Origin of the sequence: Jannaschia sp. M317 (assembly GCF_025141175.1) — a bacterium.
Lineage (GTDB): Bacteria > Pseudomonadota > Alphaproteobacteria > Rhodobacterales > Rhodobacteraceae > Jannaschia.
Window position 1 is genome coordinate 675,726 of sequence record NZ_CP081155.1, and the last position, 19,953, is coordinate 695,678.

Below are 19,953 nucleotides of genomic sequence, written 5' to 3' on the forward strand. Positions count from 1 at the left end.
CGATAAGTCCGGCGCATTCGATCCCGAGGATGTCGGGGTCGTCCGGTCGGGCAGTGGCGCAGCCTGGTAGCGCACCTGCTTCGGGAGCAGGGGGTCGGAGGTTCGAATCCTCTCTGCCCGACCAATCTATCCCCCTTGTTTGCGATGCCCCGCGCTGTTGCGCGCCATAACGGTGCTGACCACGATCAGGCCTGCGCCGATCCAGAACCCGGCGCGCGGCACCTCTGCAAAGATCAGCCAACCCACGGTCGTCGACAGGATCAGGCTGCCGTACCCCAGGATCGCCAGCAGCCCGGCCTCGGCCAGGCGATGGGCCTGCAGAAAACAGACCTGCGCCGATTGTGCGAACAGGCCGATGGCCAGCAGGACGGGCCAGTCCGAGGGGCCCACAGGCGTCCAGCCGACCCAGGCCAGGGGCGCCGTCGCCAGGGCCAGCCCCGCCGTGTAGACCGTCATCAGAACCACTGTCGGTTGGTCGCGCAGCTTGCGCGTCACCACGATGGCGGCTGTACCCGCGAACACGGTCGTGGTCAGCGCCAGCAATGCCAGGGTCGAGGTCCCGCCGCCCGGCTCTACCGCGATGACAACGCCGATCAGGCCCAGCCCTGCCGCCATCCACCGCCGTGGGCCCGCCCGTTCGGAAAGGAACAGCGCGGCGAGCGCGATCATCATCAAGGGGCGCGTGAAGTTGATGGCCGTGAACAGGGCAAAGGGCATCCGCGCGATGGCATAGAACGAACAAGTCAGCGCCGTCGTCGACAGGCCCACGCGCAGCAGGTGCAACCCCGGCGCGCGCGTCTCGGCGAAGCGGGCGCGCGCGAACCAGATCCAGGGTGCGATGACCAACAGGCCCGTCACCGCGCGCAGAAACACAAGCTGCGCCGCCGGGACGTCCGCGCCCCAGGCCTTGACGATGCTCAGCGCCCAGATGTTGAGCGCCATATCCGCAAACAGCCAGAGCCCGCCGCGCAGGCTCTCAGACAGGCGCAACGAGATTGGCCATCAATCGGAACGCGCCGGGGACCAGCGCATTCATCTGGTGGTGCAGAATCAGGGCGCAATGGGTGTGCCGCCCCTTGCCGATGTCAGCCGATACCAGCGCGCCGTGCAGCGGCTGCTCATCCGGGTCCGACATCGACAAGAGCGGGGTGTAGGCCGCATCCCAGGACGAGGCGAAGTACAGCCCGCGTTCCTTGTGCCATCCCTGCCAATCCTGCGGACCAATCGGGTTCGGACCATTCAGTACCGGATGATCCGGAACCAGATGGGTTACGACCGCAGCTTCGTCTGTGACCCGCCAGCGCAGCGAAGGTTGACCGACCTGCAGCCGCGCCGGAGGTGCCGCCTCCGGATCCCAGTTGTCCCAGGGGCGGTGGTAAAGCGTCGTCAGGTTTCCGCCCGCACGCGTCCAGGCGTGGATTGCGGGCATCCGTTCCAACAACCCGGGGCGGAAGCGGAGCGCGAAGATCCCGATCACGAGACTGTCGAACTGTGCCAGGGCCGCATCGTCGGCCAGCTGAGCATCCGACAACTCGGTCACGCCCATCCCGATCCGCCTCAGCCAATGGGCCACCCGGTCGCGTCCGGCACCGATATAGCCGACCCGCGCAGGGGCCAGCGCGACCTCCAACATGGCCAGTCGCAGGATGGCGGGCTGCGCCAGAACGCGGGGTGCCGTGTGTGCGGCCTGGATCTGTTGGACCGTCAGGGCAGGGGCGTCGTTCAGCAGGACGGGAATCTCATGCAGACCAGGGCGCGCATCGTCTGGGATGGCCAGTTTGCCGTCGACGATCCGCCAGCCGTCCAGGGTCGCCGCGTCGGGTGACAGGCGCACATCCGGGGCGGGTGCTTTGGTCGAAAGGTTCACGACCTCTGCCTGAGGGCTCAGGGTCACCGCATCGCCCGGCAGGGCTGCGGGCGTGCGGTCGAAGGGAAGGACCATCGAGATCGCCTCACCCGCAACCTCGGCCATGACCGACAGCGCGGGGGCGGGGGGCGACAAAGGCAACCAGGCCTCCGGATAGGGGTCAGAGGTGGTCCCGGGCGCGACCGACAGCCTGTCGCCCTCGGCCGACCAGCCAGGGTCCAGCAGCGGCGACACGCTGACCGCTTCGGCGGCCCCTTCGCTGACCTCAAGGATCAGCTGCGCGGGGTCCCCGGGCGCGATCCAGTCGCGATCCACGGTCGCCCGCACCTCGGTCCCCGAGGCGAGCCAGAGAACGCGGTGCAGTTGCGCGATCTTGGTGGCGACGCGGTGGGCGTGTTCGGGGGCCACGGTCGCGTGGCGCAACAGGGCCGTGGCGCGCGCGGCCTCCGGCAGAATTCGGGTGGTGTCCGGAAAGGCGGCGATGGCGGCGTCGCAGGCGGCCTGCGCCGGGCCAAGGTCCAGATCGGCCAACGACGTTGGCAGGCCGTTGGTCACCGCGGTCTCAACCCCGCCGCCGACCAGATGCAGAGGCCAGTCGTGGGGCACCTCGGACGGCCAGCGGCCCATCCCCTGTGTGCGGTGCATCGCGCGGGAGTGTTGCCCCATCCGCCCCCAGGTCCAGCCGCTGACCGGGTCGCGGTCGGTTCCATGCACCTTGACCGTCGCCTCGGGCGGCGGCAGGTCGTCGTCATAGGCCTGGCCGGCCCCGGACCAGGCCGGCAGGTACAGCTTGGCCACCTGCCAGACCGGACCCAGATCGGACCCGAACGCGGGATCGGCGGCGGCTTGCATGACCTCATGGGCCAGCAACGTCATGGCGCGGTGGTGGCCATGCTGACCCGGGACGTCCAGAAACGTCGGGCACAGGATATCTGGCCTGGCCCGCCGCACCACCTGAACGAACCGCGCCAGTGTCCGGTCGCGGCCCCAGCGGTCCAGGGTTTCTTCGCCGTGTTTGGAAAAGCCGAAGTCGGCGATGTCGCCAGGCCGTTGGCTGAGCCAATACATATCCATGTCGAGACGGGCGGCGGCGGCCTCCATCTCGGCGGTGCGGAGCGTGCCCAATGCGGCCCCGGCTTCCTGGCCGATATCGTTCTGTCCGCCTTCGCCACGGGTAGAGCAGACATAAGCGATGTGCAGCCCGTCCCGGAACCGCAACGCGGCCAGCATCGCCGATATCTCATCGTCGGGATGGGCCCCGGACTGCAAGAAGGTGAGCGGCGAGCGCAGGGCGGTCAACGCCTGCCAAAGTGCCAGGATACGTGGCGCGGCGCGGTCGGCTTCCAGCCGGGTCTGGTCGGGGGTCATGAACGGGCCTTTCAGGCGGCAAGCGCCGGGGTGAAGGTTCGGTTGAGCACCAGTGCCGCGGCACCCAGCGTCGCCGCCGTCCGCGAACAGCGACCGACGCGCAGCGCAGGCTGCGGATTGTCGCCGCGCCGCGCGACGGACCGCGCGGGCAGGGCGACCGTTTCGGTCAGGTGACGGACGATGCCCTCGGGCATGGCCCCACACAGCAGGATCGTCTGAGGATCCAGCAGGTTTTCGAGGATCGCGATGGCCTGTCCGAACGGGTCGCGCGCCGCATCGAGCCAGGCCATCAACGCCGGGTCCCCCGCATCGAACAACGCCTGCAACGCCGGCATGTCGCGCACGACGCGGCCATGTGCGGCCAGGTGACGTTCGACGGACAGGCGGCTGAGGCATTCCTCCAGGGGTTGCATCCCCTGGGGGGTGGCGACGGGAATGTGACCGATTTCCCCGGCGTTTCCAAAGGCACCGGGGACGATCCTGCCGTCCTGCACGATGGCAAGGCCCAGGCCGGTCCCGAAATAGAGGGTCGCAAAGGTGGTCACGCCTTCGGGCGCCAGCGCGATACGTTCAGAGATCGCGGCGGCGTTGGCGTCGTTTTCAACGGTCACGGCCAGGTCCAGCGCCTGTGCAAAGACCGCGCGTGCGTCCACGTCTTCCCATCCGGGCAGGTCCGATCCGTCGCCGCGCAGGCCGGTGCGCCCGAATGGACCAGGAAGCGCCACCCCCGCGCCCAACAGTCGATTGCGGGCCGAGGGTGCGGCGGCCAGGGCCGCGGCCTTCAGGTCGGGCAGGATGGCGGTCACCGCCTGCGGGGTGGCCCGGTCCAGCGGGCGGCGGTCATGCCAGACAGGCTGGCCGCTCAGATCCATCAAGGCGGCCAGAATCGCACCGGGCCGCACCTCGATCCCCAGGGCAAAGGCCCCGGTCGCGTTCACTGCATATTGTCGCGCGGGCAGTCCGCGCTTGCCTTGTTGCAGGCCTTCGTCGCGCAAAAGGCCGTCTTGTTCCAACTCGGCGATGATGTTGCTGACGGCCTGAGTCGACAGACCGGATCGCCGCGCCAGTTCCGCCCGGCCCAAGGCCCCGCCCGCGTGCAGGTGGCCCAGAACAAGCTGTCGGTTATGGTCGCGAGAGCGGGCGGGCGTGACGCCGCGAGAGGGGGCCTGAGAGGTCATGGGTCGGGAATAACTCAAGACGGTTGTATACTCAACAATGTTGAGTTAACCCTTGGTCAGAATGTTCGCCCGGCCATGGATCGGGCGGCGCGCCATGCCACGCCAACGGGAGATGACCTTTATGACGTTCCTAAGACAGACTGCTTTCGCTGCCCTCGCTTCGCTTGGGCTCGGAGGTGCCGCGCAAGCGGTTGAAATCGAATACTGGCAATACTTCTTCGACGCGCGTGTCGACGCGATGGAGCAGTTGATCGAGAATTTTCAGGCTGCGAACCCCGACATCACCGTCACGATGACGCATTTCCCCTACGCCGACTATCGCACCAAGGTCGCCGCCGCGATTCCCGCAGGCGAAGGCCCGGACGTTGTGCAGCTGTTCTACGGATGGCTGAACGACTACGTCGAAGCAGAGCTGATCCAGCCGCTTCCGTCGGACGTTTTCCCGGCGGCAAAGATCGACGCAGAGTTCTTCCCGATGGTTCAGGCCATGAAGGACGGCGAAAACTACTGGGCGCTGCCGACAGCCGTGCGTTCGCTCGCTTTGTTCTACAACGAGCGTCTGTTCGAAGAGGCTGGCATCGAAAGCCCGCCCGAAACCCTGGAAGAGATGATGGAGGTCGCCGCCGCCCTGACCAAGAAGGACGGGGCCGGGAACATCACTCAGGTCGGTATCACCGCCGGCATGACCGCGCAGGATCATCATTGGTGGCGCGAAGGTCTGGTCCGTCAGATGGGCGGAGAGCCTTACGTCGACGACTACAAGACCGTGAACTACAATTCGGACGCCGGCCGCATGGCCGCCGAGTTCTATACGAACATGTTCATGGGTGAAGACCCGGTCACCGGTATCGGTTTCATGGACGAGCCGCAGGCCGCCTTCAAGGCCGGGCGCGCGGGCATGCACATCGATGGGTCGTTCCGTATCGGGTCGCTGAACGGGGTGCGCGGTCTGAACTGGGGCGTCACCGAGTTGCCCGCGAATGCGGACGGGGTGCGGTCCAACTACTCCTCCTACTGGGTGAACGCGATCACCACCAAGGCAGAGGGCGAGAAGTACGACGCCGCCGTCAAGTTCATGGAATACGTCACCTCTGACGAGGCGATGCAGATCTGGCTGGACGTGGTCGGCGAACTGCCTGCCAAGCCGTCGGTGGGTATGACCGACGCCAACGCCAACGACGACACCTTCGGGCCGTTCATCCGGGGGCTCGCCTATGCCAACACCACCAAATTCGCCAACGAAAGCGCGCAGCGCCAGCTGATGGTCGAAATGGTGGAGCGGGTGCAGCTGGAGGGGATGACCCCTGCCGACAGCCTGGCCATCGCCGCCGAGGCCGAACAGAAGATTCTCGACGAGTACTACTCCGAGTAATCCGATACCGGGTCCGGCCCCATGACGGGCCGGACCTGTCATCCCATCGTTTCCAACTCTACGTGGTTCGGGCCTGATGCCGGACCCGAAAGGGACCGTCATGACCGCCTACCGCAACCTGACCATCCGCCAGAAGCAGATCGTCTGGGCCTGGATCTTTCTTGCGGTTCCGGTCCTGTTCTATGTGGTTATCCGGTTCTATCCGACGGGCAACGCGGTCCTGATCTCGTTCCAGGACTGGAACCTGTTGGGGGCACGGACATGGACCGGCCTCGACAACTACGAAAAGCTCTGGAACGATCCGACATTCTGGAAGGTCTTCGTCAATACCTTCGAATATCTGATCATCGGCACGCCGGTCTCGTTGGTGCTGTCCTTTGTGATTGCCTACCACCTCGATAAACTGCGGTTCGCGCATTCGTTCATCCGAATGCTCTATTTCCTGCCTTTCATGACGTCGGCTGTTGCAATGGCCTGGGTCTGGCGGTGGTTCTATCAGGGGGTGCCTATCGGGTTGTTCAACAACCTGCTGGCCTCGGTCGGGATCGCCCAGATCGAGTTCCTGAATTCGACCACCAATGCCCTGCCCGCCGTTCTGGCCCCTGCAATCTGGGCCGGGCTGGGGTTTCAGATCATCATCTTCATGGCCGGCCTGCGCGCCATTCCCGTCAGCTACTATGAGGCGGCGCGGATCGACGGGGTCGGCTGGTGGACGGTCCTGACCGAGATCACCATCCCGCTCTTGCGTCCGACAATCGTGTTCATCGTCGTGTTTTCGTCCATCGGGTTCCTGCGGATCTTCGATCACGTCTTCAACATGACGACGAACAATCCGGGCGGACCGCTCAATTCCACGAAACCCTTGGTGCTGATGATTTATGACACGGCGTTCAACGCCTTCGACATGGGCTATGCGGCGGCGCAGACGGTGGTTCTGTTCACCATCCTGCTGATCGTCTCGCTGCTGCAACTCTGGATTCTGAGGTCCGACCGATGACCGATGCGACCCTGACTGATGTGCCTGACCGGGTGAAACCCTCGTCCGAGGCATTGCTGGCCAAGCCCACCGGGCGCGGCCCCCGCGACAATGTGCAGATCATCCGCTGGATCCTGCTGTTCCTGGGCGGCATCCTGATGGTGATGCCCATCGCCTACATGATCTCCACCTCGTTGAAGTGGCCGCATGAGGTCTACAACGTCAATCTGATCCCCGATGAGCCGACGATCGAGAACTATACCTATGTTCTGGAGGATGGGCGGTTCTTCAACTGGTTCATCAATTCGATCATCATCGCGACGATCACCACGATCTCGAACCTCTTTTTCGACAGTCTCGTGGGCTACACCCTGTGCAAGTTCAAGTTTCCGGGCCGCACGCTGGTCTTCATCGCGATCCTGTCGACCCTGATGATCCCGACCGAGATGCTGGTGATCCCCTGGTATCTGATGAGTCAGCAATTCGGTTGGCTGGACAGCTATTGGGGCATCATGTTCCCCGGTCTGATGACCGCCTTCGGGACCTTCCTGATGAAGCAGTTCTTCGAAAGCGTGCCCGACGATTTCATCGAGGCGGCGCGGATCGACGGGTTGAACGAGTTCCAGATCTGGTGGGAAGTGGCGATGCCGCTGGTCAAACCCGCGCTTGCCGCGCTGGCGATCTTCGTCTTCCTCGGCAACTGGACCGCGTTCCTCTGGCCGCTGATCGTGACCAATTCGCCGGACATGTATACGCTGCCCGTCGGGCTGGCGGGCTTTGGCGACGAGGCGGATGTCGCCTGGGAGCTGATCATGACCGGTGCCGCGATCTCGACCATTCCGACGCTCGTGGTGTTCCTGATCTTCCAACGTTTCATCATCCGCGGCGTCGTCATGGCGGGGCTGAAGGGATGATCGGGCATGCCGGAAAAGGTCCAGTGGATCGTTCAATCCGCGACTGCGCGCAGCGGCGGTCGTTCGCAACGTCCGGTCTTCTTGCCAGAATGACGCTGACACGACGCCTTTCCGCAGGTCACGCGGTGGGGTGGCGTTCGATCAGCCAGGGCTCGGCCCCGGAACGGAGCTTGAGGCCCGTGACGAGAGGTGCATCATGACCGATCTGGAAACCTTCCCCCACCCGGTCTATCGCGACACCGTGCTTGCCCCGCTGTTCGAAGGGGTCAAGGCGCATTACGCCGCCGGAATGGACACGATCAACCGGGCGCATCTGGTGATGCTGGTCGAGACCGGGATCCTGTCACCGGATGACGGTGGCGCCATCGCTGTGGCGCTGGATGGAATTGCAACGGACCTAGATCATTCGCAACTGAACTATACGGGCGAATACGAAGACTGGTTCTTCCTCGTCGAGGCGGAGCTGCGCAAGCGGCTGGGCGATCTTGGCGGGGCCTTGCACACCGCGCGGTCGCGCAACGACATGGATCACACGCTGTTCAAGCTGGCGCTTCGGGGCCGTGTCGCACGCCTGGAGGCGCAGGTGCAGGATCTGGCGCAGGCCCTGCTGACCAAGGCGCGGGCGGAACGCGATACCTTGATCGTGGCCTATACCCACGGCCAACCGGCGCAGCCCTCGACCTTTGGGCATTACCTGGCCGCCGCGTTGGAGGTTCTGCTGCGCGACGCCGCACGCCTGTCGGAGGCGGCAGACGGCCTGGAGCATAGCCCCATGGGGGCCGCCGCGATCACGACCAGTGGCTTTCCCATCGACCGCGCCCGCATGGCGGACCTGCTGGGGTTCGAGGGGGTTCTGGTCAATTCCTACGGCTGTATCGCGTCGGTCGACTATGTCACCGGGCTCTATTCCGCGATGAAGCTTCCGTTCGTGCATCTGGGCCGTCTGGTGCAGGATTTCGCCTTTTGGTCGGCCTTTGAGGTCGGGCAGCTGCATTTGCCGGGCGGGCTGGTGCAGATCAGTTCCATCATGCCGCAGAAACGGAATCCGGTGCCGATCGAACATATGCGCCATCTGGCTGCCGTCACCGCCGGGCGCTGCGACGTGATGGTCGATACCATGCGCAACACGCCCTTTACCGACATGAACGACAGCGAAGGCGAGGTGCAGCAGGCCGGCTATGCCGCCTTCGAAAGCGGGGGCCGGATGCTGGACCTGTTGGCCGCCGTGGTCTCGGCGGCACGGGTCGACGGGACCCGCGTGCGCCGGACCGCCGATGCGGCCTGCGTCACGATCACCGAACTGGCTGATACCTTGGTGCGCGATGAGGGGCTGACGTTCCGCGCCGCCCATCATGTGGCCGCCGTCACTGCGAAATCCGTCATCGCGCGGGGCGTGCCCCTGGGCGAGGGCTTCGACGCGTTCCGCGCGGCCTTTGCCGATCAGGCGGGGCGCGAGGCGGCGATGGACGCCGCGACCTTTGCACAGACGGTGGCGATGGAAACCTTCGTCGCCCGTCGCGACCGGATCGGTGGGCCCGCGCCTGCCGCGCTGGATGCCGCCTTCGAGGGCTACGCCGAAACGCTCGTCGATCTGCGCACCCGCACCGACCTGCGCGCCCGCCGCCATGCCCGCGCGGACCAGGACCTGACCCGCGCTTTTAACGATCTGAAAGGGGCCTGACCCATGGCCAATCTGAGCCTCCGCAATCTGGTGAAGCGCTATGGCGACACCGAGGTGCTGCACGGTATCAACCTGGACGTCGCAGACGGGGAGTTCGTGGTTTTTGTCGGGCCATCGGGCTGCGGCAAGTCGACGACCTTGCGCCTGATTGCGGGGTTGGAGGACGTCACCGACGGTGCCATCGAAATCGCTGGCCGCGACGTCGCCCGATTGGAGCCGAAGGACCGGGACATCGCCATGGTGTTCCAGAACTACGCCATCTACCCGCACATGACGGTGCGCAAGAACATCGGATTCGGCCTTCGGTCGTCCAAGCTGCCGAAGGCGGACAAGGAACGCCGCATCGACGAAGTGGCCGAGATCCTGGACATGACACCGCTGTTGTCGCGCAAGCCGAACCAACTGTCCGGTGGACAGCGGCAGCGGGTCGCCATCGGTCGCGCGATGGTCCGTGACCCCGCAGTGTTCCTGTTCGACGAGCCGCTCAGCAATCTGGACGCGCAATTGCGCACGCAAATGCGGCTGGAGATCAAGAAGCTGCACCAACGCGTCGGCAACACCATCGTTTTCGTCACCCACGACCAGGTGGAGGCGATGACAATGGCCGACCGCATCGTGATCATGAAGGACGGCCATATTCAGCAGGTCGGTACCCCCGCCGAGGTCTATCGCAACCCGGCCAACACCTTTGTCGCCCGCTTTATCGGGGCGCCGTCCATGAACATGTTGGAGGGGGTTGCACAGAACGGAACCGTGACGCTGGCCTCTGGCGGGGTGATCGGCACCGGGTCGAATGCGGGCGGCGATATCCTGCTGGGCGTGCGGCCCGACGATTTGCACCCGGTGGCCGAGAACGCCCTGATCGAGGGGCGCGTGACCGTGCGCGAACCGCTGGGCCCCGAAACCCTGATCTATGTGGACACCAAGGGCGGTGAAATCATCGCTAAGGCCGACGGGCGCACGCCACCTGATGTCGGCGCGACCGTTCTGCTGGGGGCCAATCCGCAGGATGTGCATCTGTTCGACAAGGCGAGCGGGGTGGCGCTGGGATGACAGCCGCGGCGGACAGGCCAGGGGTTCTATGCGTGGGGCGGGTCTATTGCGACCTGGTCTTCACCGATTTGCCGCGTCTGCCGACCCTGGGGACAGAGACCTTCGCCGGTGGTCTGTCCCTGCATCCCGGCGGGGGGGCCGCGATCACGGCGGCCTATCTGGCGGCGCTGGGTCGCCCCGCGTTCCTTGGTGCCTTTCTGCCCGCTGATCCCTTTGGCACGCAGGTCGCGCAGGAGCTGTCGCGCCTTGCGGTGGATTGCAGTTTCGCACGTTTCGCCGCCGCCGGACTGGACCCACAGGTCACGGTGGCCATGGCAACCGGGGGCGACCGGGCGTTCGTGACGCGGGATGCGGGACCTGCGGCGCCTGCCTTCGATGCCGCCGCCCTGCGGGATGCGGGAATCGGGCACTTGCACGTGGGAGAGTTGAAGACCCTGGCGGAACGGCCCGACCTTCTGGATCTGGCAGAGGCGGCGGGGCTGACCGTCTCGCTTGATTGTGGGTGGGACGACGGCCTGACCACACAGGCCGCCGCCCTGATCGAGAGGGTCGCCGTCTTTCTGCCCAACGCCGACGAATTGGACCGGCTGGAGGCCATGGGCCTGACCCCGCGCGGGCAGATGGTGACCGCCGTGAAACGCGGGGCCGAAGGCGCGCGTGCCTTGGTAGGCGACACCATGACCGAGGCCTGCGCCCACCCGGCCAAAGTGGTCGATACCACCGGGGCCGGAGACGCCTTCAACGGTGGCTTTCTGCATGGCTGGCTGGAGGGGTTGCCCCTGGCAGAGTGTCTGGCCGAGGGGATCGCCTGCGGCACGCAGGCGGTGTCGGCGGCTGGCGGCACGACCGGCGCGCTGGCGATCCGTCAGGACCGGCTGGGACTGGCGGCGGCACAGTGATGGGCTTCACGTTGGAGGCCTTCGTCGCGGATGCGCGCGCCGCCGCTGCGGCTGCTGATCCGCTGGCTGCGGTGACGCGGTTGATGGCCGATACGCTGGCCGATCCGGCCCGTGTGGCCGCCGGGGCCCCCACGCCGGACCGGGACGAGACCTGTCTGTTTGAGGATGCCACCGTGTCGGTCTGGCATGAACGATTTCAGCCGGACGTGGAATTGCCGCCCCATGATCATGCCATGCCCGCCGTTCTGGGGGTCTATCAGGGCCGCGAACGCAATCGCCTGTGGCATCGCGTCGATGGTCTTGCCCGCCCTGGCGGTGCCCTCGTCCTCGAGGCCGGCGGCTTTCATGTCTTTGGTCCCGACGACATCCATTCCGTCCATGCGGAAGACGGCGCGCCCAGTCTGGGGCTGCATGTCTACCTTGGCCCGCTGACCACGGTGCCCCGATCCCTGTTCGACTGGGAAACGGGCGCTGCAATCCCCCTGACGGGGGCAAATTTCGAAACGCTGTTGAGGCCCCTTTCATGAGCATCCTGTCACGGGAAATTGCAGAAATCCCCGAGGCCGCCGCCCGCCTGCTTGACCGCGGCGCGCCCGCCCTGGCCGAGGCCGGTGCACGGCTGCGCGCGCAGGATCCTTCGATCCTGGCCACCATCGCGCGGGGCAGTTCGGACCATGCGGCCACGGTGCTGGCCTATGGGGCCGGGGCGTTGTCGGGGGTCGTCCCGCTCAGCTATCCGCCGTCGCTGGCGTCGCTGCACCACCAGGTGCCGCGTTTGTCCGGACAGGTCGCCGTCGCCATCAGCCAATCAGGTCGCAGCGAGGATCTGTTGGCCGCCGGGCGAGCCGTGGTTGCCGGGGGCGGACACCTGATCGTTCTGACGAACCGGTTCGATAGCCCTCTGGCCAGAGCGGCGGGCGACGCGCTCGATATCCATGCCGGGCCGGAGCATGCCGTCGCGGCCACGAAGAGCTTTGTCAATTCGGTGCTGGCTGGCGCGATGTTGCTGGCAGAGTGGCAGGACGACGATGCCCTGCGCGCGGCCCTTGTGCGGATGCCCGAAGCATTGTCGCAGCCGCGTCGGATCGACGGGCTGGACGCCGTGCTGACAGGCGGTGACCGGTTGATGGTGCTGGGCCGCAGTGCGTCGCTGGGGATCGCGGGCGAGGTGGCGCTGAAGGCGATGGAACTGTGTGGGATGACCGCGCTGGCCTATTCCTCGGCCGAGGTGCGCCACGGACCGATGCAGATCCTGCGCGATGGCTATCCGGTGTTGGACCTGACGCGCGGCGCGGCATTGCCCGACACGCGGACCCTGCACCCGCCGGCGCCGACGGGGCTGCATCCGCTGCTGGATCCCTTGCTGGATCTGGTGCCGATCTACGTGGCCTTGGAACAGGCGGCGCGGGCGCGGGGGCTGAACCCTGACGTGCCCGATCGTCTCAAGAAGGAAACCGTGACCGTCTGAGGTGCGCTTGCACCCGATCAAAAAGGATGGTCCAGTTCCGCCACCGCCGGGCGCGCTGAACGACGCCTGGCATCTTTCCAACCGGGAGACTCCGAATGCTGAGAACAACCGCAATTCTGACCATTGCCGCATTGGCCGCAGGTGCCGCCAATGCCGAAACCCTGCGTTGGGCGCGGGCGGGCGACAGCCTGACGCTGGACCCGCACGCCCAGAACGAGGGCCCGACCCACACGCTGGCCCATCAGATCTATGAGCCGCTGATCATCCGCGACACCTCTGGTGCATTTCAGGCCGCGTTGGCGACCGATTGGGCCCCCAAGGCCGATGATCCCAACGTCTGGGTGTTCAACCTGCGCCAGGGTGTCAAATTCCATGACGGGGCTGACATGACCGCCGAAGACGTCGTCTTCAGCTTTGAGCGGGCCAAGTCCGAAACCTCGGCGATGAAAGAACTGCTGACCTCCATCGTCGAGGTGCGCGCCGTGGACGACCACACCGTCGAATTCGTCACCGACGGTCCGAACCCGATCCTGCCGAACAACTTCACCAACCTGTTCATCATGGACAAGGGCTGGACCGAGGCCAATGGCGTCGAAAAGGTGCAGGATATCGCCAACGGCGAGACGACCTTTGCCGCGACCAACGTCAACGGCACCGGCGCCTATACGCTGATCAGCCGCGAACCCGATGTTCGCACCGTGCTGGAGGCGAACCCCGAGTATTGGGGCAAGGACGACTTCGCCCTGGAAGTGACGCGCATCGAATACACGCCGATCCAGAACGCCGCGACGCGGGTTGCCGCGCTGCTGTCGGGTGAGGTGGACTTCATCCAGGATGTGCCGGTGCAGGATCTGGGCCGCGTGGATGCGACCGACGGCCTGGTGGTCAAGACCGCGCCGCAGAACCGGACCATCTTTTTCGGGATGAACATCGGTGCCGATGATCTGTCGTCGGACAATGTCGACGGCGCCAACCCGCTGTCCGACGTGCGTGTGCGTCAGGCGATGAACATGGCCATCAACCGGGATGCCATCAAACAGGTCGTCATGCGCGGCCAGTCGCAGCCCACCGGCGTCATCATGCCGCCCTTCGTCAACGGCTGGACCGAGGCGCTGGACGCCGTGCCCGCCACGGATGTCGAGGCCGCCAAGGGTCTCTTGACCGAAGCCGGCTATGGTGACGGCTTCTCGATCCAGCTGGATTGCCCGAACGACCGCTACGTCAACGACGAGGCGATCTGTCAGGCGGCTGTCGGCATGTTGGGCCAGATCGGCATCACCGCCAATCTGAACGCGCAGTCCAAGGCGCTGCACTTCCCGCTGATCCAGAACGGCACGACCGATTTCTACATGCTGGGCTGGGGCGTGCCGACCTACGATTCGGAGTACATCTTCAACTTCCTGGTCCACTCCAAGGACGGGGAACGTGGGTCCTGGAACCCGACCGGGTTCTCTGATGCGGATACGGATGCGGCCATCGTCAGCCTTGCCTCCGAGACGGATCTGGATGCGCGCAACGCCTCCATCGCCGGGATCTGGCAGACCGTGCAGGACGAGCAGCTGTATATCCCGCTGCACCACCAGGTCCTGAACTGGGGCATGTCCGACAAGGTGGGCATCGAGGTTTCGCCCGAGGATGACCCGAAGATCAAATTCTTCGAGATGAACTGATCCGATCTACTGACGGATGCGAACGGGGGCCTTCTGGCCCCCGTTTTGCTGTGCACCGTGCGCCGATGGCTACTTCGAGATTATCAGACATCGAAGAGAGAGCTCCGAATGTGACGCGGTCGGTGCGATCTGAACGTCGAAATCCCTGAAACTGTCCAGGATCAGCGTCTGCGCGCAGTCGCTGCCGCTGCGGGTTTCCCAGACTTCCAGCGTTGTATCGTTGATCGCGCTGACCGACCAATCCGGCGCACGTCCGATGCCCGCCACCCGCGGATAGAAGTTCAGGCGGATTCCGAAAGAGATCGGGGACACGACATGCATCCATCCCGCCTTGTGTTCGACGCGCGAGCCGGGAACCGACCAGATGACACTTGCCGAATGGCGGTTCTGACCAACAAAGCTCAGGAAATCCTGCGAGACGGCGAGCGTCCCCTGTCCGCCCCCCGAGAGGAGCGTGTCGGGCGGGATCTCGGTGAAGCTGGTGACGGAATTGAATCCATCATGGTCGACCTTGCCGTGAAACTCGGTCGAAGACAGGTTCTCGAAGCTGCAGGACATTTCCATGGGGTCGTCCCTCCGGGGCCGATGGTTGCGATTTCCGCCACGTCAAGATGACCTGACGGTGGGCGATCACGCAAGGGCGCGGGCCCGGGTATCGGCGATATGCCGGGCGTCAGGTGCCGGGGGGCTGAGTGGCTCGCAGCCAATCGGCGGCAAAGTTTACGGTGCCTACCGCCGCCAGACGGGCGCTGCGGGCCAGCGCCGCCTCCAGCCGTGCCTGTCGTCCGGCACCCCATCGCACCCCCGCCTCGGGCCAGAGCGCGCGGACAGCCAAGACATCCGCTCCCCGCTCCGCCTTCATGTCGATGCGCCCGATCAGGCGGTCGCCTTCGAGAATCGGAAAGACGTAGTAGCCATAGCGTCGCTGCGCCTCGGGCACGAAAACCTCGATCCGGTAGTGGAAGCCGAACAGCCGTTCCGCCCGCGCCCGGTCGCGGAGCGCCGGGTCAAAGGGGCTGAGGATGCGCAGGCGGGGCGTGACGCGAGGCGTAGGCCGGTCCAGGGTTTCGGGCCGCAGAACGACGCGGCGTCGGGCCCCGTCGGCCAAGCCGATCTCCGCCTCGGTCAGGGTGCCCCCCGCCAGCCCATCCGCGACCCAGCGTTTTGCCTCGTCCGGGGTGATCAAGGCCCAAAAGGCCGCCAGCTCCCCCGAGGTGGCGAAACCCAGTCGGTCCAGCGCACTGCCGCAGGCCCAGTCCACGGTCGTCTCTGTGTCCACAGAGGCGGCGCGCGTGGCCTGGGGAATCACGTTTTCCGTCACGTCATAGATCTTGCGGAACCCGTCGCGCCGGGTCACCGACAGCGCGCCCGTCCGCCACAGATGTTCCATCGCGGCCTTGGACGGGTGCCAATCCCACCACCCACCCGAAGACCGCGCCTCCGTCGCGCCCACGTCCCCCGATCCGCAAGGGCCGTCGTCGGCGATCCGGCGCAGCACCTCGTCCATTTTGGTCAGCCAGTCGGGCCGGCCCTTGTGCTGCCAGCGCCGCTCCGCTGTTGCCTGATGGCGCGCGAACTTAAGGCGCCAGTGCGGGAAATGGGCCATGTCGATCATGCTGGCGTCATGGGTCCAATGTTCGAACAAGGCGCGGTCGGTGTCGTGCAACCGGTGCAGGGCCGCGGGCCGATAGCTGGGCCGCCTGGCGTGCAGGATCATGTGATGCGCGCGGGCGACGGTATTGATTGAATCCAGCTGCACGAAACCCAAATCTTGCAGCACGCCGCGCAGATCCTCCCCGCGCCCCGTGCCGGACGGCGTTTCGGCCAGCCCGTGACGGTCAAGGAACAGTGCACGGGCGCGGGCGTTGTCGAGGAAGGGGCTGCGTGTCATGAAACCAGACTACAAGTCCCAGTCCCCCGGCACAGCCCGAAACCGGCTTGATTGCACAGACCCCGGCGGCGATACCCCAAACCGACCCAAAGGAGACCCGCCATGACCCTGTCCGTCTATCTGTCCGGCGAAATCCACACCGACTGGCGAGAAGAGATCATCACCGGTTGCAGGGCTGCCGGGTTGGATGTCACCTTTTCCGCGCCGGTGACCGATCATGCTGCGTCGGACGATTGCGGCGTTGCCATCATGGGGGCAGAGCCGTCGAAATTCTGGCACGATCACAAAGGCGCCAAGCTGAACGCCATCCGCACGCGGCATGCCCTGGCTGCGGCCGACGTTGTGGTTGTGCGTTTTGGCGAGAAATACAAGCAGTGGAACGCGGCCTTTGATGCGGGACAGGCGGCGGCGCTGGGCAAGTCGTTGATCGTCATGCACGGGGCCGACCATCAGCATGCCCTCAAAGAGGTCGACGCCGCCGCGCTGGCCGTGGTGGAAACACCCGAACAGATTGTCCAGATCCTGCGCTACGTGATGTCGGGCCAGTTGCCCGGCTAGCGCGCCATCCGCGCCAGCAGCGCGCGCAAGGCGTAGGGGCTGGCATACCCCAGATCGCGGGCGACGCGGGTCTCGGCCTCGCCTGCCGCCAGTCGGGTCATGGCCACCTGAGCCCGCAGCCGCCCGCGCCACTGCCCGAACGACAGTCCGGTCTGAGCCTGGAACGTGCGGGTAAACGACCGCCGACTGCGCCCTGCCTGAACGGCCCACGCGTCCAATCCACGCGGATTGGCCGGATCGGCGGTCAAGGCGGCGCAGACCCGGCGCAGAGCCACATCCCGCGGCGTCGGGAGAGACAGCGCCTCGGTCGGGGCCGCGCGCAATTCGATCAAGGCCAGCGCGCGCAGATGTGCGTTGCGCACGGTGTCCTCCTCGGCCCGGCACAGCGCGGCAATCAAAAGCGACAGCAGGGGCGTGACGGAGATCATGCGCGGGGTGTCGAACCCGTCGACCTGGCGGGCGACATACAGCGTCTCGACCCGGACATCGCCGACCATCCGGACCCGGTGTGCCCGTCCGGCAGGCATCAACAGCCCACTGCCCGGCGGGACGACCCAATTGGCGTCCGCTGTGCGCACCCGCATCAGGCCCGCGACCGCATGGATCAGTTGATGGCGGGGGTGATCGTGCCAGTCCGACAGATGCCCGCAGGCATAGCTTTTGCGAAAGGCCACCACCTCGTGCGGCAGATCCTGCACTGCGTCCGATGAGGTGGCGCGCAACGGCGAGGTGTCGGTTTGGCCCATTTCGCGATTTTCTGGCCCCATTTGTGGATCGGGACAAGGTATGACGGATCCAAAAGGAACACCGATGCCCCAGATCACCACCCTCGCCGCGCTGGACGCGCTTTATGGACCCCCCGTACCCGCCGCACTGACCAAGGTGTCAGATCATCTGACGCCGCTTTATCGGCAATGGATCGGCGCGGCGCGATTCGTCGTTCTGTCGACCGTCGGGCCAGGGGGCACCCATGGCAGCCCGCGCGGAGACGATGGACCCGTGGTCGAGATCGCCGATGGCCGTACTCTGTTGTTACCGGACTGGCGCGGCAACAATCGGCTGGACTGCCTGCGCGACATCGTGGCGGATGGGCGTATCAGCCTGATGTTCCTGGTGCCGGGCGCGGACAATGTCGTGCGGGTGAACGGGCAGGCCGTGCTGGTGGACGATGCGGACATGTGCGCGCGTTTCGACAAGGCGGGCAAACACCCCCGCACCGTGATCGTCGTCACCCTGCATGAGGCTTACTTTCAATGCGCCAAGGCGCTCCTTCGGTCTGGTTTGTGGTCGGCGGACACGCCGCGCCCGCAGGTGCCCAGTGCGGGGGATTTTCTGCGTGAACAAATCCCGGCGTTCGATGGGGCCAGCTATGATGCAACCTACCCCGACTATGCGCGCAATCGGATGTGGTGATGCCTGCGGGGCGGACCTGCGACACTCGTGATTTGACCTCGGCGGAAACTGCTCCATGGTGAGACGTGCACAATCAATTCCGGGGATCCCTCATGAAACTAACCTTGACCGCGCTGCTTTTGGCGACGGCCCTTCCCGCATCTGCGGCAGAGCTGCGTTACGCGTCGACGACCGATCCGAACACGCTGGACCCGAACGCGGGCAACTCTGCCCCGGTGTTCAGCCTGTTGGGCAACATCTACGAAGGTCTGGTGCGGCGCGGGCGCGACATGTCGATCGAACCCGCGCTGGCGACATCGTGGGAGCCGATTGGCGCGGGCGAGGGCTGGCGCTTCACCCTGCGGCAGGGCGTGACCTTCCACGGGGGCGAAACCTTCGACGCCGATGATGTGATCTTCAGCTATGAGCGCGCCGCGTCCGAGCAGTCCGACACCTCCAGCTGGTTTGCGCCCGTGTCAGAGGTGATCAAGGTCGACGACTTCACCGTCGACATCATGACCTCTGCCCCGAACCCGATCTTCCCCGACAGCATCGCCAACTGGATGATGATGGACGCGGGCTGGGCCGCCGCCAATGGCGCGGAACGTCCGAACATCGAACAGGGCAACTATGCCACGCTCAACGCCAACGGCACCGGGCCGTACATGGTCACGGAACGTCAGCCGGGCCTGAAAACCGTGCTGACCTCCTATGACGGCTGGTGGGGCGACGACCGGGGCAACGTGACCACGGCGACCTTTACGCCTGTCCAGAACTCCGCCACCTCGGTTGCGGCGCTGCTGTCCGGAGAGTTGGACCTGATCGAGCCGGTGCCGGTGCAGGATGCCAATCGCGTCGACGCCGCCGAGGGCGTCGATGTCGTGCGCGGGATCGAGGCGCGGGTGATCATGCTGGGCTTCCCTCATGATGCCGACGGCCTGATCGCGGGTGGCGAGGGCAATCCCTTTACCGATGCGCGCGTCCGTCAGGCCGTCGCCCAGGCGATCAACGTGCCCGCCATTCTGCAGACCGTCATGCGCGGATCTGCCGAGCCGGTGGCGCAATTGGTGGGGGCCGGCATGCGCGGCTACACCGAAGGGCTGGAGCGTCCGGCCTACGACCTGGAAGGGGCCAAGGCCCTGCTGGCCGAGGCGGGCTATGCCGATGGCTTCCGGTTCTCGCTCAAGTGCCCGAACGACCGCTATCTGAACGACGAAGCGGTCTGCACGGCGATCAACGCGATGCTGGCGCAACTGGGGCTGGAGCCTCTGCTGGAGACGATGCCGGTCGCGAACTACTGGCCGGTTCTGCGGTCCGAGGATCACGACATGTACATGCTGGGTTGGTCGCCCGGCACCTTCGACGCCGAGCATCCGATCCGCTTCCTGCTGAGCACGCCCAACGAAGAAAAGCGCTTGGGGTCCTGGAACTTCGGCGGCTATTCCAACGCGCGCATCGACGAGCTGTTGCCGATGATCCAGTCGGAAATCGACGACACCAAGCGTCAGGCGATGCTGGACGAGGTGGCGAATATCCAGCTGGACGACGTGGCCTATGTGCCGCTGTATGTGCAGCCCCTGGTTTGGGGCGTGAAGGAAGGCGTCGAGGTCGTGCAGCGGCCCGACAACTTCCTTGTCCTGCGCTGGATCGAAATGGCCGAGTGATC

Annotated in this window: 18 protein-coding genes and 1 tRNA gene; 13 read left to right on the forward strand and 6 right to left on the reverse strand. The window is 65.6% G+C overall.

Annotation, left to right across the window (positions count from 1 at the left end; genetic code table 11):
• Nucleotides 1-47 precede the first annotated feature (47 nt).
• Nucleotides 48-124 (forward strand) — tRNA-Pro (locus K3551_RS03535).
• 2 nt (nucleotides 125-126) lie between these two features.
• Here the strand turns inward: K3551_RS03535 and K3551_RS03540 are convergent.
• Genes K3551_RS03540 through K3551_RS03550 form a run of 3 tightly spaced genes read right to left on the reverse strand, consistent with a single transcriptional unit; the run spans nucleotide 127 to nucleotide 4,431 of the window.
• Nucleotides 127-990, reverse strand: a complete 864-nt coding sequence (locus K3551_RS03540) for a DMT family transporter (protein WP_259917720.1) — start codon at nucleotides 988-990, stop codon at nucleotides 127-129.
• Entirely contained in the window at nucleotides 977-3,235 is a 2,259-nt protein-coding gene (locus tag K3551_RS03545; RefSeq protein WP_259917722.1) for a PIG-L family deacetylase, read from the reverse strand. Before K3551_RS03545 ends, K3551_RS03540 begins: the two co-directional genes overlap by 14 nt.
• Before the next feature lie 11 nt (nucleotides 3,236-3,246).
• Nucleotides 3,247-4,431, reverse strand: coding sequence for an ROK family transcriptional regulator (locus tag K3551_RS03550; RefSeq protein WP_259917724.1), 1,185 nt, complete (start codon nucleotides 4,429-4,431; stop codon nucleotides 3,247-3,249).
• A gap of 103 nt (nucleotides 4,432-4,534) precedes the next feature.
• Here K3551_RS03550 and K3551_RS03555 point away from each other — a divergent pair, with 103 nt between their 5' ends.
• From K3551_RS03555 to K3551_RS03595, 9 genes are all read left to right on the forward strand, one after another.
• Nucleotides 4,535-5,785, forward strand: a complete 1,251-nt coding sequence (locus K3551_RS03555; protein WP_259917726.1) for an extracellular solute-binding protein — start codon at nucleotides 4,535-4,537, stop codon at nucleotides 5,783-5,785.
• A gap of 100 nt (nucleotides 5,786-5,885) precedes the next feature.
• Nucleotides 5,886-6,782: a carbohydrate ABC transporter permease gene (locus tag K3551_RS03560; RefSeq protein ID WP_259917728.1), complete on the forward strand. Its 897-nt coding sequence runs from the start codon at nucleotides 5,886-5,888 to the stop codon at nucleotides 6,780-6,782.
• On the forward strand, nucleotides 6,779-7,675 hold the full coding sequence (locus tag K3551_RS03565; protein ID WP_409197403.1) for a carbohydrate ABC transporter permease: 897 nt from the start codon (nucleotides 6,779-6,781) through the stop codon (nucleotides 7,673-7,675). Before K3551_RS03560 ends, K3551_RS03565 begins: the two co-directional genes overlap by 4 nt.
• Before the next feature lie 196 nt (nucleotides 7,676-7,871).
• A complete protein-coding gene (gene argH / locus K3551_RS03570) occupies nucleotides 7,872-9,356 on the forward strand; it encodes an argininosuccinate lyase (RefSeq protein ID WP_259917729.1) in 1,485 nt (494 codons plus the stop codon).
• A 3-nt stretch (nucleotides 9,357-9,359) separates the two neighbouring features.
• On the forward strand, nucleotides 9,360-10,409 hold the full coding sequence (locus tag K3551_RS03575) for an ABC transporter ATP-binding protein (protein ID WP_259917730.1): 1,050 nt from the start codon (nucleotides 9,360-9,362) through the stop codon (nucleotides 10,407-10,409).
• On the forward strand, nucleotides 10,406-11,308 hold the full coding sequence (locus K3551_RS03580) for a carbohydrate kinase family protein (RefSeq protein WP_259917731.1): 903 nt from the start codon (nucleotides 10,406-10,408) through the stop codon (nucleotides 11,306-11,308). The genes K3551_RS03575 and K3551_RS03580 overlap by 4 nt, the downstream gene beginning before the upstream one ends.
• On the forward strand, nucleotides 11,308-11,835 hold the full coding sequence (locus K3551_RS03585) for a hypothetical protein (protein ID WP_259917732.1): 528 nt from the start codon (nucleotides 11,308-11,310) through the stop codon (nucleotides 11,833-11,835). Before K3551_RS03580 ends, K3551_RS03585 begins: the two co-directional genes overlap by 1 nt.
• Entirely contained in the window at nucleotides 11,832-12,776 is a 945-nt protein-coding gene (locus K3551_RS03590; RefSeq protein WP_259917733.1) for an SIS domain-containing protein, read from the forward strand. The genes K3551_RS03585 and K3551_RS03590 overlap by 4 nt, the downstream gene beginning before the upstream one ends.
• Nucleotides 12,777-12,871: 95 nt before the next feature.
• Nucleotides 12,872-14,446, forward strand: a complete 1,575-nt coding sequence (locus K3551_RS03595; RefSeq protein ID WP_259917734.1) for an ABC transporter substrate-binding protein — start codon at nucleotides 12,872-12,874, stop codon at nucleotides 14,444-14,446.
• Nucleotides 14,447-14,515: 69 nt separating this feature from the next.
• Here the strand turns inward: K3551_RS03595 and K3551_RS03600 are convergent, their stop codons facing one another.
• The gene (locus K3551_RS03600) at nucleotides 14,516-15,010 is read right to left on the reverse strand and encodes a hypothetical protein (protein WP_259917735.1); all 495 of its coding nucleotides are present in this window, start codon (nucleotides 15,008-15,010) and stop codon (nucleotides 14,516-14,518) included.
• 109 nt (nucleotides 15,011-15,119) lie between these two features.
• Nucleotides 15,120-16,337, reverse strand: coding sequence for a winged helix-turn-helix domain-containing protein (locus K3551_RS03605; protein WP_259917738.1), 1,218 nt, complete (start codon nucleotides 16,335-16,337; stop codon nucleotides 15,120-15,122).
• Between the two features lie 102 nt (nucleotides 16,338-16,439).
• On the opposite strand from K3551_RS03605, the gene K3551_RS03610 reads away from it, so the two are divergent.
• Nucleotides 16,440-16,895 (forward strand): YtoQ family protein, encoded by a 456-nt coding sequence (locus K3551_RS03610; RefSeq protein WP_259917739.1) that lies wholly within the window; start codon nucleotides 16,440-16,442, stop codon nucleotides 16,893-16,895.
• Here the strand turns inward: K3551_RS03610 and K3551_RS03615 are convergent.
• Nucleotides 16,892-17,641: a helix-turn-helix domain-containing protein gene (locus K3551_RS03615; RefSeq protein WP_259917741.1), complete on the reverse strand. Its 750-nt coding sequence runs from the start codon at nucleotides 17,639-17,641 to the stop codon at nucleotides 16,892-16,894. The two genes, K3551_RS03610 and K3551_RS03615, sit on opposite strands and share 4 nt — an antisense overlap.
• Before the next feature lie 64 nt (nucleotides 17,642-17,705).
• Here K3551_RS03615 and K3551_RS03620 point away from each other — a divergent pair, with 64 nt between their 5' ends.
• Both K3551_RS03620 and K3551_RS03625 read left to right on the forward strand, forming a co-directional pair.
• On the forward strand, nucleotides 17,706-18,308 hold the full coding sequence (locus K3551_RS03620) for a pyridoxamine 5'-phosphate oxidase family protein (RefSeq protein ID WP_259917744.1): 603 nt from the start codon (nucleotides 17,706-17,708) through the stop codon (nucleotides 18,306-18,308).
• Nucleotides 18,309-18,400: 92 nt separating this feature from the next.
• On the forward strand, nucleotides 18,401-19,951 hold the full coding sequence (locus K3551_RS03625; RefSeq protein WP_259917745.1) for an ABC transporter substrate-binding protein: 1,551 nt from the start codon (nucleotides 18,401-18,403) through the stop codon (nucleotides 19,949-19,951).
• Nucleotides 19,952-19,953 lie beyond the last annotated feature (2 nt).

Coding starts and splice junctions, on each gene's coding strand:
- K3551_RS03545 (WP_259917722.1), bottom strand. CDS start 3,235: ATGACCCCCGACCAGACCCGGCTGGAAGCCGACCGCGCCGCGCCACGT.
- K3551_RS03555 (WP_259917726.1), top strand. CDS start 4,535: ATGACGTTCCTAAGACAGACTGCTTTCGCTGCCCTCGCTTCGCTTGGG.
- K3551_RS03560 (WP_259917728.1), top strand. CDS start 5,886: ATGACCGCCTACCGCAACCTGACCATCCGCCAGAAGCAGATCGTCTGG.
- K3551_RS03565 (WP_409197403.1), top strand. CDS start 6,779: ATGACCGATGCGACCCTGACTGATGTGCCTGACCGGGTGAAACCCTCG.
- argH (WP_259917729.1), top strand. CDS start 7,872: ATGACCGATCTGGAAACCTTCCCCCACCCGGTCTATCGCGACACCGTG.
- K3551_RS03575 (WP_259917730.1), top strand. CDS start 9,360: ATGGCCAATCTGAGCCTCCGCAATCTGGTGAAGCGCTATGGCGACACC.
- K3551_RS03580 (WP_259917731.1), top strand. CDS start 10,406: ATGACAGCCGCGGCGGACAGGCCAGGGGTTCTATGCGTGGGGCGGGTC.
- K3551_RS03585 (WP_259917732.1), top strand. CDS start 11,308: ATGGGCTTCACGTTGGAGGCCTTCGTCGCGGATGCGCGCGCCGCCGCT.
- K3551_RS03590 (WP_259917733.1), top strand. CDS start 11,832: ATGAGCATCCTGTCACGGGAAATTGCAGAAATCCCCGAGGCCGCCGCC.
- K3551_RS03595 (WP_259917734.1), top strand. CDS start 12,872: ATGCTGAGAACAACCGCAATTCTGACCATTGCCGCATTGGCCGCAGGT.
- K3551_RS03600 (WP_259917735.1), bottom strand. CDS start 15,010: ATGGAAATGTCCTGCAGCTTCGAGAACCTGTCTTCGACCGAGTTTCAC.
- K3551_RS03605 (WP_259917738.1), bottom strand. CDS start 16,337: ATGACACGCAGCCCCTTCCTCGACAACGCCCGCGCCCGTGCACTGTTC.
- K3551_RS03610 (WP_259917739.1), top strand. CDS start 16,440: ATGACCCTGTCCGTCTATCTGTCCGGCGAAATCCACACCGACTGGCGA.
- K3551_RS03615 (WP_259917741.1), bottom strand. CDS start 17,641: ATGGGCCAAACCGACACCTCGCCGTTGCGCGCCACCTCATCGGACGCA.
- K3551_RS03620 (WP_259917744.1), top strand. CDS start 17,706: ATGCCCCAGATCACCACCCTCGCCGCGCTGGACGCGCTTTATGGACCC.
- K3551_RS03625 (WP_259917745.1), top strand. CDS start 18,401: ATGAAACTAACCTTGACCGCGCTGCTTTTGGCGACGGCCCTTCCCGCA.